The sequence below is a fragment of the Pseudomonas sp. S2_C11 genome, assembly GCF_054668395.1.
Genome location: NZ_CP162765.1, coordinates 4,086,190 through 4,099,283, shown reverse-complemented (window position 1 = coordinate 4,099,283; position 13,094 = coordinate 4,086,190). Strand labels below are relative to the sequence as shown.

The 13,094-nt window shown below is 60.5% G+C and carries 9 protein-coding genes and 2 tRNA genes; 2 read left to right on the top strand and 9 right to left on the bottom strand.

What is annotated here, in order from left to right; translation table 11 throughout:
* Nucleotides 1–166: 166 nt before the first annotated feature.
* The 5 genes from AB4N48_RS18590 to AB4N48_RS18570 all read right to left on the bottom strand — a co-directional run bounded on the left by AB4N48_RS18590 (nucleotide 167) and on the right by AB4N48_RS18570 (nucleotide 5,616).
* Nucleotides 167–481, bottom strand: a complete 315-nt coding sequence (locus tag AB4N48_RS18590) for a DUF3077 domain-containing protein (protein ID WP_460094150.1) — start codon at nucleotides 479–481, stop codon at nucleotides 167–169.
* A 550-nt stretch (nucleotides 482–1,031) separates the two neighbouring features.
* Nucleotides 1,032–2,327 (bottom strand): virulence factor family protein, encoded by a 1,296-nt coding sequence (locus tag AB4N48_RS18585; RefSeq protein ID WP_056783327.1) that lies wholly within the window; start codon nucleotides 2,325–2,327, stop codon nucleotides 1,032–1,034.
* Nucleotides 2,327–4,966 (bottom strand): bifunctional lysylphosphatidylglycerol flippase/synthetase MprF, encoded by a 2,640-nt coding sequence (mprF, locus tag AB4N48_RS18580; RefSeq protein WP_460094149.1) that lies wholly within the window; start codon nucleotides 4,964–4,966, stop codon nucleotides 2,327–2,329. The genes AB4N48_RS18585 and mprF overlap by 1 nt, the downstream gene beginning before the upstream one ends.
* A 279-nt stretch (nucleotides 4,967–5,245) precedes the next feature.
* Nucleotides 5,246–5,322 (bottom strand) — tRNA-Met (locus AB4N48_RS18575).
* Nucleotides 5,323–5,539: 217 nt separating this feature from the next.
* Nucleotides 5,540–5,616: transfer RNA gene (locus AB4N48_RS18570), tRNA-Met, on the bottom strand.
* Nucleotides 5,617–5,895: 279 nt separating this feature from the next.
* On the opposite strand from AB4N48_RS18570, the gene dinB reads away from it, so the two are divergent.
* The gene (gene dinB / locus AB4N48_RS18565) at nucleotides 5,896–6,957 is read left to right on the top strand and encodes a DNA polymerase IV (RefSeq protein WP_150743346.1); all 1,062 of its coding nucleotides are present in this window, start codon (nucleotides 5,896–5,898) and stop codon (nucleotides 6,955–6,957) included.
* 126 nt (nucleotides 6,958–7,083) lie between these two features.
* Here the strand turns inward: dinB and AB4N48_RS18560 are convergent, their stop codons facing one another.
* The 4 genes from AB4N48_RS18560 to AB4N48_RS18545 form a co-directional block, all read right to left on the bottom strand.
* Complete coding sequence (locus AB4N48_RS18560; RefSeq protein WP_056783330.1) at nucleotides 7,084–8,037, bottom strand: hypothetical protein; 954 nt, start codon at nucleotides 8,035–8,037, stop codon at nucleotides 7,084–7,086.
* A gap of 17 nt (nucleotides 8,038–8,054) precedes the next feature.
* Nucleotides 8,055–9,770 (bottom strand): proline--tRNA ligase, encoded by a 1,716-nt coding sequence (locus tag AB4N48_RS18555; RefSeq protein WP_041478071.1) that lies wholly within the window; start codon nucleotides 9,768–9,770, stop codon nucleotides 8,055–8,057.
* 129 nt (nucleotides 9,771–9,899) lie between these two features.
* The gene (locus tag AB4N48_RS18550) at nucleotides 9,900–11,459 is read right to left on the bottom strand and encodes an AmpG family muropeptide MFS transporter (RefSeq protein ID WP_024011895.1); all 1,560 of its coding nucleotides are present in this window, start codon (nucleotides 11,457–11,459) and stop codon (nucleotides 9,900–9,902) included.
* A gap of 43 nt (nucleotides 11,460–11,502) precedes the next feature.
* On the bottom strand, nucleotides 11,503–11,856 hold the full coding sequence (locus AB4N48_RS18545) for an MGMT family protein (RefSeq protein WP_071174585.1): 354 nt from the start codon (nucleotides 11,854–11,856) through the stop codon (nucleotides 11,503–11,505).
* 165 nt (nucleotides 11,857–12,021) lie between these two features.
* On the opposite strand from AB4N48_RS18545, the gene AB4N48_RS18540 reads away from it, so the two are divergent.
* Nucleotides 12,022–13,029: a DUF481 domain-containing protein gene (locus AB4N48_RS18540; RefSeq protein ID WP_460094148.1), complete on the top strand. Its 1,008-nt coding sequence runs from the start codon at nucleotides 12,022–12,024 to the stop codon at nucleotides 13,027–13,029.
* Nucleotides 13,030–13,094: the final 65 nt, after the last annotated feature.

The window sequence follows — 13,094 nt, the reverse complement described above, 5'->3', positions numbered from 1 at the left end:
TTGTGGTTGGCGGGGGCTTTTTTGTGCCTGTGCCCAATCCCTCAAACCACCGCTGATTCCCTGTGGGAGCGAGCCTGCTCGCGAAGGCGTAGTGTCAGTCGAAGCATGTGGTGGCTGAACCACCGCATTCGCGAGCAGGCTCGCTCCCACAGGGTATTGGGTTGAATCAAGAGGTGCGTTCAGACAGATCAGCTTCAGATTCAGTCTTCGTCCGCGCAGGTCGTGGGATCAGCGCTTGGATCACGTCATCAACCAAGGCTTTGCCCATCACGGTCAGGTAATGCGCAGCCCAGGCATGGCGGTCGGTGTCTTTGATGAAGGCAGCGTCCTCGGCGAAGGATTTGGCGAGGGATAGCAGGTCGGAGGATTGGGACAAGGCATTGATGATCGGGATGCCGGAGCGGACGTTGAAGAACGCTTGATCCGCGTTGTAGAGGAAAGGGGTGAAGCCGATGGTTTTAAGATCAGATGGATTGCTCATTGTCAGTTCCCTTGATTTCGAGAGCTGCCGCATCCGATACCAAGCGAATGGGTGGCAGCTGTGCGCAGGTTGGTAAACCGGGGAACCAAGGAAACCGGCACGCTCGAAAGCGTCCCACACACAGCTGCCATAACACAGGGGCTCGGACGGGATTTCGCCTGAGTCGTGTCGGGTGCGCTGTTGCGCCTTATTCCACCGGGTTACCAAGCCCGATCGCTGAATGGGTCAGCGACGTCCGGAGAGTATCCCGTCGAAAAACAGCGCAATAGAGCGGCACAGCGGCCCAACAAGAGTTTCGGAGTTTGCCTACAAGGTCTGTGGGCGTCATCTGATATTGCGAGACTGGAAGTAAACGAAAGTAAACACCTGGCACTTTTTTCTCTGTGGGAGCGAGCCTGCTCGCGAAGGCGTAGTGTCAGTCGCCGAATCTGTAAACTGACCCACCGCTTTCGCGAGCAGGCTCGCTCCCACAGGGATTTTGGTGGCTGTTGGGATGTAAAAAGCCCCCGCAACCGTGAAGTTGCGGGGGCTTTTTGTGGATGGCTTCAGATCACTCTTCGGCGACCGAATCCTTGCTCTGACGCTTCTGGATCAAATCCACCAAGCGCTTGGCCAGCGCTGGATAGTTCTCATCGAAGTGATGCCCGCCGGGCAGTTTCACCGCTTCGCCGACAGCAGTCTTGTCGGTGCAGCCACTTTCATCCGTCTCTTCTTCGCCATAGATGCACACAACCTTGGCCGCTGGCAGCTTGGCCATTTCCGGGCCGGTGGCGGCTTCTTTGCCGGCGTTGCCCAGCCAGCCTTCGACTTCGATTTCGAAGCTGCCGGTGCGGGCGAAGGCGAGCAGGATGATCGCGTCGACGCGTTGCTGTTCGTTCTCTGGCAGGCGGTTGTATATCGCCGGGAGTACGTCAGCGCCGAACGAATAGCCGGTGAGGATGAAGCGTTTGGTGCCCCATTTCTGCCGGTAGTGCTGCATCAGTTCGGTGAGGTCGAGTGCGCTTTGCTCCGGGCTCTTGTGCTGCCAGTAGTAGCGCAGGGTGTCGATGCCGACCACCGGGTAGCCGATCTTGGCCATTTCGCCCGCCACGTCACGGTCGAGGTCGCGCCAGCCGCCGTCGCCGGAGAGGAACAGGGTCACGGTGTCGTTGGCCTGACCGGCCGGCACTTCCACGACCGGGATCGCCAGGCCGCCGTTGGCCTTGTCGCCGCCGACGAGGATTTTGCGCAGTTCGTTGTTCAGCACTTGCGGCAGGTTGATGTCGTAGTCGCTGATGCTGGTTTCGGCGTTCGGCTGATCGCGCACGAAGCCTGCGCTGGCGTCGTCCGGGTTGTCGTTCCACGCCACCAGCCAGTGGCCGTGGGCGGCGGATTTCGGCAGCAGGTGAGTGCAGCCGGGTTTTTCCAGGGCCAGATCGACGGAGACGGCCTGGGCCTTGTCGTCTTTCTGTTCCGCCAGCCAGCGCCACGCCAGTACAGCGCCCGGGCCGATGCCGCTGACCAGGGTGGCCGGGCCATTCAGTTCACGCAGGCCCGATTGCAGGGCGCGGCTTTGCAGCAGGCAGTCCTTGGGCAGAATCACCTGAACGATCTGCGCCGAGGCGCTGCGGCTGAGGGTGGTCAGTTGTTTCTCGGAGAGCTTCTGTTCGTCGGTGACGGCCACCAGCACCTGAGCCTTCGGCTTGTTGCCGGGGATCACGCGGGTCATGGCCGTGCCATCGGCGGGTTTCAGTTGTTCGACGGTCGGTTCCGGTGCCGGGCGTTTGAGGTACCAGTAACCGCCGCCGGCAATCACTGCCAATACCAGCAGGGCGGCCAGGATGTACTTCAGGGAGCGTTGAATCATCAGCGTTTCACCAATCCAGTCAAGCCGCCCGCGATCAGGGCAGCAGTATCGGCCAGCGCCACGAGCGGATCGAGTCCGGCGGGCACGGCCATATAACGGGGTTCCCAGTCGGGCTGGAACTTGTCTTTGAAGCGGCGCAAGCCTTGGAAGTTGTACAGCTGCTCACCACGGCGGAAGACCATCGAGCCCAGGCGCTGGGTCAGCGGTGCGCCGCGCCGGGGTTGCAGACCCGACAACGGCACCATGCCCAGGCTGAAGCGCGCGTATCCGTGACTCTTATAGTGTTGAATCAGGCCGACCATCATGAATTCCATGGTCAGCTTCGGCGCTTCCGGGTGTGCGCGCATCAGGTCGAGACTGGCCAGATCGTGGCTGTAGGTCTCGAGCAGATTGGCGAACGCTACCGGGCGGCCTTCGAAGCGAATCACCGCAATGCGGAAATGCTTCAGGTAATCGTCGCTGAAACGGCCGAGGGAGAAGCCTTTCTCGCGCACGTTCTTGCCGGTCAGCCAGGCATCGGAAATCACTTTCAGCTCGTCCATCGGCGCCTGCCCCGGCTCATGGATTTCCAGCGACAGTCCATCGCGGGTGCCACGGTTCCAGGTGTAGCGCAGGTCCTTCATCTCCTTGCCCTTGGCTTCCAGATCGAAGCGCAGCAGATCGACCCGGGCTTCTTCGCCGAGCTTGATCGCTGTCAGGCCGATGTCCATGTAGTACGGCAGGTTCTCCGCGCGCACCTGATAGAACACGGGGCGGGTGTGATGGATGTCGCAGAGATCGCGGAACTGCCAGATCATTTCCGCGCGTTGCTGGCTCGGCCCGATCGGGTCGTACAGCGCCACCAGACTGCGGCCACGGCGGGCGTACATCAGGAACGCCTCATCGTTGGGGTGAAACAGCAACGCCTTGTCACCGGTCAGCGCGAGGCCGCCGTCGGGTTGCGACGAGGCCATGAGAATCTTTGCCGCGCGATCCAGTTCGTCCGGCGTCGGCAAATGAATCACCGGGCGCGCCGTGCGCAGCAGCCAGGTCAGCGAGATGATCACCAGCAACACCGCCGCACCGAGCAGCGAGCGCAGACCGCGCGGCGCGTCAGCATCGAGGGTGAACTGCCACCACAATTGATGGCTGTAGGGTACGTCCTGATAGGCGAACAGCAGCAACCAGGCCGAAGCGCCCAGCACGCAGAGACTGGCGACCAGATACAGCGGCGAAAACGGCAGTTCGGTCAAACGGCTCGGACGGTAGAAAGAGCGGCGGAACACGCCGAGCAGCGCGGCCGTCAACGTCATCAGCGTGGCTTCTTCCCAGTCGAAGCCTTTGAGCAGCGAGAGCAGGGCGCCAACCAGCAGCAGAATGGTGGTCAGCATCCACGCCGCCGACAGGCGTCGACGCAGACCTTGGGCGAGCAACAGACAGAGGACGCCGATCAGGCTGGCGCCGAAGTGCGAGGCGTCGACCAGACGATGCGGGATCAGAAAACCGATGTGCTCCAGGCGCGTGTCGATTTCCGGGGTCGCGCCGGAAAACAGCAGCACCACGCCAGACAGGAACACCAACACCGCCAGAACCGGCGCGGCCAGACCGGACGCCGCGCGCATGGTCTGGGATTGAAACAGGCGCTGGCCTTCGTTGATCAGCAGTAATACGCAGGCGACCAGCAGCGGCAGCACCACGTAGATCAGGCGATACAGCAGCAGTGCGGCTGCCAGCGGGGCGGCGCCGAGCTTGTCGGCAAACGCGGCGAGCAGAATCGCCTCGAACACGCCAACACCGCCCGGTACATGACTGAGTACACCGGCGGCCAGCGCCAGCAGATACACAAGCAGGAACGGCGCAAACGGCGGCGCTTCCGGCAGCAACAAGTAGAGAACGGTGGCGGCAGCCGCGACATCGAGGGCGGTGATCACCAGTTGCAGAAAGGTCAGACGCCGACCCGGCAGGCGCAGGGTGCGCCGCCCGGCACGGACCAGCAGATTGTCGGGGTAGGGTTGTTCCGGCAGGCGACGACGATAGATGCCGATCGCCAGCACCGTACCAAGGATCAATACGGCAGCGGCGACCGAGCCCAGCAAGATTTCGGACAGCCCCAGCGCTTGCGAGGCGGCGGGCAGGTTGCTCAGGGTGGCCAGCGCTGCCAGTGGCGGCAAGGCGCAGCCCAGCGAGAGGCTGGCAAATAGCGTCATGTGCGCAACTTCCGACGCACCGACGCCCAATCGCGCATATAAACGATAACGAACCGAGCCGCCGGACAGCAGCGACAGGCCGATCGCATTGCCAATCGCAAATGCGGTGAAACCGCCGAGCGCGAGCGTGCGCGGCGGCAGTTTCACGCCAGCGTAGCGGCTGGCCGACCATTCATAGCCGAGCAGAATGATGAAACCGACCACGGTCGCACCGATGGCGCCGAGCAGGGCCGGTTTCGGCACGTCGAGAATCGAGTCATGCAACGCATAGAGATCGAGCTCGGCGAGCAGATGGCGGCAGGCAATCAGGGCAATGGCAAACAGCAGCAACGTGACGGCCAGACCGATCGGCTGACGGTATTTGCTTAATCGATCCAGCCAGCGCAAACGCTCGGGTTTGATCGGTTGATCTGCTGTAACGGTGTCTTGTGGATCAGACGAGTTGGCGCGCATCAATCACCTCTTGGATTGTGCGCGACAGGATGGAGGTATCCAGCCAAGTTACCAATCCCTGTAGAAAAAAATAATCACAAAATACTACGCCTCTCGTCGGGCATCGGCGAGGGCAGTTCCTGGATTGCAGAAACCCTGTCTGTGACTCAAGCATAGTCGCATGTCAGTGGTTCTGATGATCCCCAGCGGTTCACTGCACAGTGACAGATCATTGTTGCGAAAGGACTTTTTCAACAGATACAAAAAAGGCCACTCTTTCGAGTAGCCTTTTTTGATGTTTGGTTGCGGGAGCCGGATTTGAACCGACGACCTTCGGGTTATGAGCCCGACGAGCTACCAGACTGCTCCATCCCGCGTCTGTGTGGCGGCATTCTACAGGCGAACGGCGAGGTGTCAACCGCTAATCCTGGAATGGGCCAAATAACTGCGAAATCGCGGCGAACGGTCGCAGGTAATGCGTAAGTTTCGGAAATTCAACAAATTGCCGTTTCGCTAGAGATTGAGCAGGGCGCCCGTTTGCAAAACAGACGCGCACAAAAAAGGCCACTCTTTCGAGTAGCCTTTTCTGATGTTTGGTTGCGGGAGCCGGATTTGAACCGACGACCTTCGGGTTATGAGCCCGACGAGCTACCAGACTGCTCCATCCCGCGTCTGTGTGGCGGCATTCTACAGAGGTTCGCGAGTGTGTCAACCGTCGATCCGGATAAATCTGTTGAGGTTCAAGCGCTTAGCGTATTTTCACGGCGGGCGGCCGGCGCGCAGGGCAAGTGGCGCAAGGCTTTCAGCTCTATTGCGCGCTGATCTGTGATTGAAAAAATAAATTCATCGGAAATCTCCTACGGTCGGAAAAGAACATTCAACCACTGGTGCTATATACAGGTACCAATGAGATACTGCCGCTCCGGCTTGCCACGTTGTCTTTTTCCGACATGACCCAGCGAAAAATCATCCACATCGACTGTGACTGTTTCTATGCCGCCATCGAGATGCGCGATGATCCGCTTCTTGCCGGCAAGCCGTTGGCGGTGGGTGGTTCAGCGGATCGACGCGGGGTGATCGCCACCTGCAACTATGAAGCGCGCGCCTATGGTGTGCGCTCGGCCATGGCTTCCGGGCATGCATTAAAGCTGTGTCCGGACCTGACCATCGTCAAGCCGCGCATGGACGCTTATCGGGAAGCGTCGAAGGAAATTCATACCATCTTCGCCGACTACACCGACCTGATCGAGCCGCTGTCGCTCGACGAGGCCTATCTGGACGTGTCCGACAGCGCGCATTTCGGCGGCAGCGCTACGCGCATCGCCCAGGACATTCGCCGCCGGGTCTCCAACCAATTGCACATCACCGTTTCCGCAGGCGTTGCGCCAAACAAATTTCTGGCGAAGATCGCCAGCGACTGGAAAAAACCCAACGGTTTGTTCGTGATCACCCCGGATCAGGTCGAGGAGTTCGTCAGTGGTCTGCCGGTGAGCAAGCTGCACGGCGTCGGCAAGGTCACCGCCGACAAGCTCGGCAAGCTCGGCATCGTTGACTGCCAGCACCTGCGCGAGTGGGGCAGGCTGGCGCTGGTGCGCGAATTCGGCAGTTTCGGCGAGCGCTTGTGGAATCTGGCCCGTGGAATCGATGACCGGCTGGTGCACAACGACAGCCGCCGTCAGTCGATCAGCGTGGAAAACACCTACGACGTTGATCTGCCGGACTTGCGCAGCTGCCTGGACAAATTGCCCGAGCTGCTCGATACCCTGAAAACCCGCATGGCGCGGATCGACAGCAGTTATCGACCGGGCAAGCCGTTCGTCAAAGTCAAATTTCATGATTTCACCCAGACCACGCTGGAGCAGGCTGGGGCAGGGCGCGACCTTGGCAGTTATCAGTTGATGCTGACGCAGGCGTTCAATCGCGGCGGCAAGCCGGTGCGGCTGTTGGGGGTGGGAGTGAGACTGGAGGATTTGCGCGGCGGGTTTGAGCAGATGGAGTTGTTTGAGCGGTAGATTTGCGGCGTATTCAGATAATCATCGCGGGCAAGCCCGCTCCCACATTGATCGATGGTGAAACACATATTGTGTGAACACCCATAAACCCTGTGGGAGCGGGCTTGCCCGCGATGCCTTTAGCTTTTAATTCGGTCCCGGATCTGCAACCAGGCGCCCTGCATCCTTGGCCAGAGACTTGAGAAACTCAGCCTGCAACTCCGGATCATTGCGGGTCAGTTCGATCAGGCTCTGTTCCAGCTCACTGGCTTCTTCTTCCAGACCCAGCTCCGACAGGCGTTTGACCCGGTGTACCCACTGGCTCACCTCGTCATCTTCCAGATCGTCATAAATCAGCCCATGCGCCTCAATCAACTTGCCGCGCAGGTGGCCGCTGAGCATCAGGGTCGAGTCGGAATGCACATCGTCCTTGGCGTCTTCGACACTGATCTGCAAGCGGCCGACATGGTTGAGGTCATGTTCGGCGAACGGACTGTCGAGCAGATTCAAGCGCAGCACACCGTTGCGGTCGGTGGTCATGTCGAACGTCTGCTTGCCGGCCTTGACCTGCACCGGTCGTTCGCTCCACGGCAGGCTCGAATACTCCGTGCGCTTGTCGCGCTGGACTTCGTCGATGCCCGCGAGGTTTTGCTGCGCGCGACCATTGGACTGCACGTTCATGAACGGGTTGAGCCCGGCGAAACCGTAGCTCAGCCAATCCCGGGTGACGCTATCCGGCAGATTGCCGAGTGCGAACACGTTGACCACGTTCGCACCGACACCACCGACCACGGCCACCGCGCCCAGCGGAATCTCGTAGACTTCGCGCCAGGGTTGGTAAGGGGTGTAGCGGTCGTAGCGACGGGTGACCTCGAACTCGGTGACTTCGAAAGTCTTCTGCTCGTTGATCTTCACGCGTCGCTGCGGCAGCTCGAGCACCTTCGGCTCGCCGACATCGATCTGCAGGCTGTGATCGAGCAACTTTCGCTCGACCCGCTCTTCGTGCTCGCTGCGTTGCGACATGTGATTGGCGCAGCCGCTGACCAGCAGGGCGCCGCACAGGGCGGCGCCACCGAGGCCTAAGGTGTTTCGCTTGAACATGACGTCTCTATCTGGTTTCAGCGGCGGATACGGGCCTGAAGGAAGGACACAACATCGGCCACCGGCAGTGCTTGCGCCTCTGCTTCGGAACGACTCTTGTATTCCAGGTTGCCTTCGGCGAGGCCGCGGTCGCTGACCACGATCCGGTGTGGAATGCCGATCAGCTCCATGTCCGCGAACTTGATGCCCGGGCTGGTTTTCTTGTCGCGATCGTCCAGCAGCACTTCGAAGCCGGCCGCCGTCAGTTCGGCATAGAGCTTGTCGGTGGCTTCGCGCACCTGTTCGGTTTCATAGCGCAGCGGTACCAGCGCGATCTGGAATGGCGCCAGGGTGTCGCTCCAGATAATGCCGTTGGCGTCGTTGTTCTGCTCGATGGCAGCGGCGACCACGCGGGAAACGCCAATGCCGTAGCAACCCATTTCCAGAGTCACCGGCTTGCCGTTTTCGCCCAGCACTTCGCACTTCATCGCCTTGCTGTACTTGTTGCCCAGCTGGAAGATGTGTCCGACTTCGATGCCGCGCTTGATTTCCAGCGTGCCTTTGCCGTCCGGGCTTGGATCGCCGGCGACGACGTTGCGCAGGTCGGCAACGGTCGGAACCGGCAGATCACGCTCCCAGTTCACGCCGAAATAGTGCTTGTCGTCGATGTTCGCGCCAATGCCGAAGTCGCTCATCATCGCGACCGAGCGGTCGATGATGATCGGCAGCGGCAGGTTCAGCGGGCCGAGCGAGCCGGCGCCGGCGCCAATCGCGTCACGCAGTTCGGCATCGGAGGCCATCACCAGCGGGCTGGCCACGCCAGGCTGGTTGGCAGCCTTGATCTCGTTCAGTTCGTGGTCGCCACGAATCACCAGCGCGATCAGCTTGCCTTCTTCTTCGGCATGGACGATCAGGGTCTTGATGGTCTTTTCAATCGGCAGATTGAATTTTTCCACCAGGGCGGCGATGGTTTTCGTGTCCGGCGTGTCGACCAGACGCAGTTCTTCGGTTGGCGCAGGGCGCGAGGTTTCCCGTGGCACCGCTTCGGCTTTTTCGATGTTCGCCGCGTAGTCGGAGCCGTTGCTGAAGACGATATCGTCTTCGCCGGACTCGGCCAGCACGTGGAATTCGTGGGAACCTGCACCACCGATCGAACCGTTGTCGGCTTCTACCGGGCGGAATTTCAGGCCCAGACGCGTGAAGATGTTGCAGTAGGCTTCATGCATGCGGTCGTAGGTGACCTGCAGCGACGCCTGATCAGCGTGGAAGGAGTAGGCGTCCTTCATGATGAATTCGCGGCCGCGCATCAAACCGAAGCGTGGGCGGATTTCGTCACGGAATTTGGTCTGGATCTGATACAGGTTGATTGGCAGCTGTTTGTAGCTGCTCAACTCGTTGCGCATCAGATCGGTGATCACTTCTTCGTGGGTCGGGCCCGCGCAGAAATCACGACCGTGGCGGTCTTTGATGCGCAGCAGCTCAGGGCCGTATTCTTCCCAGCGCCCCGATTCCTGCCACAGCTCGGCCGGTTGGGTGCTCGGCATCAACACTTCCAGAGAACCGGCAGCGTTCATCTCTTCGCGAACGATGGCTTCGACCTTGCGCATGACTCGCAGGCCCATCGGCAGCCAGGTGTACAGGCCCGAGGCAAGCTTGCGGATCATGCCGGCGCGCAGCATCAGCTGGTGGCTGATCACGACCGCGTCGGAAGGCGTTTCTTTCTGTGTGGCGAGCAAAAATTGACTGGTGCGCATGGTTGGCCGTTGTCGGTTGCTATGACTGGAAATGACGGAGCAGTGTACCGGCGAGTTTTGCTGACGTACAGAAGTGTGGCCGGCGGAAGGCGCCAGCGGCGGGATTCCTCCCGCCATTGGCGAAGCGTCCTACGATTCTTCGGTGACGGGCGTCGGTGCAGGCTCGGGCGTCGGTGTTTGTCCTTCGCGGCGGCGCTCCTGAAACCAGTGCAGCGCGATCAGTAGCAGCGTCGGCACGCCGAGCAGGGCGGTAATGAGGAAGAAGCTGTGATAACCGAACTTCTCGACCAGCACGCCGGAATAGCCGCCCATCAGGCGCGGCAGCAGCAACATGATCGAGCTGAGCAGGGCATATTGCGTAGCGGAAAACTTCAGGTTGGTCAGGCTCGACAGGTAGGCAACGAACGCCGATGTCGCCAGGCCCGAGCTGAAGTTGTCGAGGGAAATGGTCACCACCAGCATCTGCAGGTTCGGGCCCATGTCCGCGAGCATGACGAACAGCAGGTTGGTCGCTGCCGAAGATACACCACCGATAAACAGGATCGGCAGAATGCCGAAACGCACAATCAACAGGCCACCCATGCCGGCACCGACGAGGGTCATGATCAGGCCGAAAATCTTGCTCACACTGGCGATCTGATCCTTGGTGAAACCCTGGTCAATATAAAACACGTTGGCCATGACGCCCATTACCGTGTCGGACATCCGGTAAGTGGCGATCAGACCCAGCAGCAACAGCGCCTGCCAGCGATAACGCAGGATGAAGTCATTGATCGGCGTCAGTACCGGCGCCAGTCCGCGCCGGCCCATGGCCGACAGGCACATCCCCGTCAGCAATATGTAGAGGATGGCGCGCAGAAAGGCGCGGTCTTCGAGCAGCAAATCGAGCGGGCTCATGTCGCCGAACAGCACGCCAGCGAAATCGGTGTTGTACAGCTGGGTGAACATCGCCGGCACGGAGACCAGCAAAACGATCAGCACGAACACCGACATCAGTTGATGCATGAACGTATAGCGCCCGGCCTGTAACTGCGTGCGCAGCGGTACGGGTGGTTCACGCATGAACAGCGTGGTCAGCAGCGCAGGCACCATCAATGCGCCGAACAGCACATAGGTGCCGGTCCAAGCTGCGTGCTTATAGTTGAAGCCGGTGGAGCCGAAACCTTCGGCGAAGAACAGCGCACCGGCGGTGGCGAGCAGGGCGGCAACGCGGTAACCGGACATGTAGCTGGCGGCGAGGGCGGCCTGGCGGCTGTCATCGGCGATTTCCAGGCGATAGGCGTCGACCGCGATATCTTGCGTGGCGGAGGCGAAGGCAACCACGACAGCAATGGCGATCAGCCAGGACAAATGCTTCTGCGGATCACAGAAACCCATGCCGATCAGGCCGAGAATCACCAGTGCCTGGGAGAGCACCAGCCAGGAACGGCGGCGGCCGAGCTTGCCCAGCAAGGGCAGGCGCCATTGATCGAGCAGCGGCGACCAGACCCATTTGAACGCGTACGCCAGGCCGATCAGGCTGGCATAGCCAATGGTTTCACGGGCCACGCCTGCTTCACGCAGCCATACGGAGAGCGTCGAGAACACCAGCATGTACGGCAGGCCGGCGGCAAAACCGAGCAACAACAGCACGAGCGTCGAAGGACTGGCATAGGCGGCGAGCGCGGCGCGCCAGGTTTTACGGGGCATGGGCTGAAGTCTGCCTCAAAATTGCGAAAACAAAGCGCGCACTCTAACCGCTGTGCTCTACCGGACGCCAGCCATGGCGCCGAATATCCACACGATTGTTCTGGACGGTGATGCCTTCCATGCGCAATCGCGCACGTTGTTCATCACCGGAAGGGCTGCCGACCGGCAGGCTGATGCGTCCGCCGGCGCCGAGCACGCGGTGCCAGGGCAGCCTGGTGTCGCCGGGCAACTGGCTCAAAGTCCGCCCGACCCAGCGCGCGGCGCGGCCCAGCCCCGCAAGTTCGGCCAACTGGCCATAACTGACGACTTTGCCTTCGGGCACTTGCGCGAGCGTCGAGTAGAGTGCCGTGCGTCGGATTTGCGCATCGTTTTCGACGCTGTCGAGCGGGTCTTTCACGTACGCGGCTCCTGAGCATTGGCGTGATGATGGCGACAAGGGTAATCGCTCGTGGCGCAGTTGAGAAATGAACTCAATTGAAATAGTCCGGTCAGTCCTTGTCATGGGCAAAATCCTACGGATAATGCCGACCCTTTTCGCCAACTCTGAGCCCCCGATCTGCTTATGTTCCCCAGAACCCTGTTGTGCCTTGCTGTTTTCAGCGCGTCCACGCCCCTGCTTGCCGACACCGTCTGGTTGAAAAACGGCGACAAGCTGAGTGGCACTATCACGGTTTTCGACGGCGGCAAGCTGTTGATCCAGACCAAATACGCCGGCGCAGTGGCGATTGACTGGAAAGAGGTCAAGACCCTCGACAGCGATCAGCATCTGTTGGTGAAGCAGGACGCCTATGCCGGCGAAGTGTCGAAGTCGCTCACCGCGGCCGACGATGGCAAGGTCACCCTGGCCAACGGCGAGGCGCCGAAGACGGTCGAGCTGGCGAGCATTCAGCAGATTCTCAAGCCCAAGCCGATCGTCACCGACCTGGTATGGAAGGGCAATGTCGATCTGGCGCTGGACTATCAGCGCGCCGAAAAGGACACCGACGATTACGACGTCGCCTTCAAGACCTCGGCTCGCCATGGTCGCTGGCGCCATACCGGCGAGGGCGAGTACAACCGCGAAGTGCAGGATACGGAAACCACCACCAACAACTGGCGCGCCGAATATTCCCTCGACCGCTTCCTCACCGATCAGTGGTTCTGGCAGGGGCGCATCAACTACAAGCGTGATCACATCGAAGAGCTGGCGCGTCAGCGTGTGGTCGGTACCGGTCCGGGTTACCAGTTCTGGGACGATGAGCTGGGTGCGTTCTCGCTGGGCTCGTTGCTCAACCGCACCGACTATGAATACCGCGATGGCAGCAAGGACAACTTCTACTCCGTCGCGATGAAGTGGGACTACAACCGCTACCTGATCGGCAAGAAGGTCGAGTTCTTCACCAATGGCGAAGTCGGCAAGCCGCTGTCGAGCGTTGCCGATTACGCACTGGATGCCGAGCTGGGCCTGCGCTACAAGGTCACCGACTGGGCCTCGCTCAACCTCAAGGCCGAGCGCGACATCATCAGCGGCACCAACGATGCGGATCTGAACAAGACCCGTTATACCGCAGGGTTTGGCGTCGCCTGGTAAGGGCAGAAACAAAAAATCGCGGCCCCAAGGGTCGCGATTTTTTTTGCCAGCGCAAAACAGGCGCC

What these genes read in the sequence shown, in the direction of transcription:
- AB4N48_RS18590 (WP_460094150.1), bottom strand. Translation starts at nt 481, where the DNA reads ATGAGCAATCCATCTGATCTTAAAACCATCGGCTTCACCCCTTTCCTC.
- AB4N48_RS18585 (WP_056783327.1), bottom strand. Translation starts at nt 2,327, where the DNA reads ATGATTCAACGCTCCCTGAAGTACATCCTGGCCGCCCTGCTGGTATTG.
- mprF (WP_460094149.1), bottom strand. Translation starts at nt 4,966, where the DNA reads ATGCGCGCCAACTCGTCTGATCCACAAGACACCGTTACAGCAGATCAA.
- dinB (WP_150743346.1), top strand. Translation starts at nt 5,896, where the DNA reads ATGACCCAGCGAAAAATCATCCACATCGACTGTGACTGTTTCTATGCC.
- AB4N48_RS18560 (WP_056783330.1), bottom strand. Translation starts at nt 8,037, where the DNA reads ATGTTCAAGCGAAACACCTTAGGCCTCGGTGGCGCCGCCCTGTGCGGC.
- AB4N48_RS18555 (WP_041478071.1), bottom strand. Translation starts at nt 9,770, where the DNA reads ATGCGCACCAGTCAATTTTTGCTCGCCACACAGAAAGAAACGCCTTCC.
- AB4N48_RS18550 (WP_024011895.1), bottom strand. Translation starts at nt 11,459, where the DNA reads ATGCCCCGTAAAACCTGGCGCGCCGCGCTCGCCGCCTATGCCAGTCCT.
- AB4N48_RS18540 (WP_460094148.1), top strand. Translation starts at nt 12,022, where the DNA reads ATGTTCCCCAGAACCCTGTTGTGCCTTGCTGTTTTCAGCGCGTCCACG.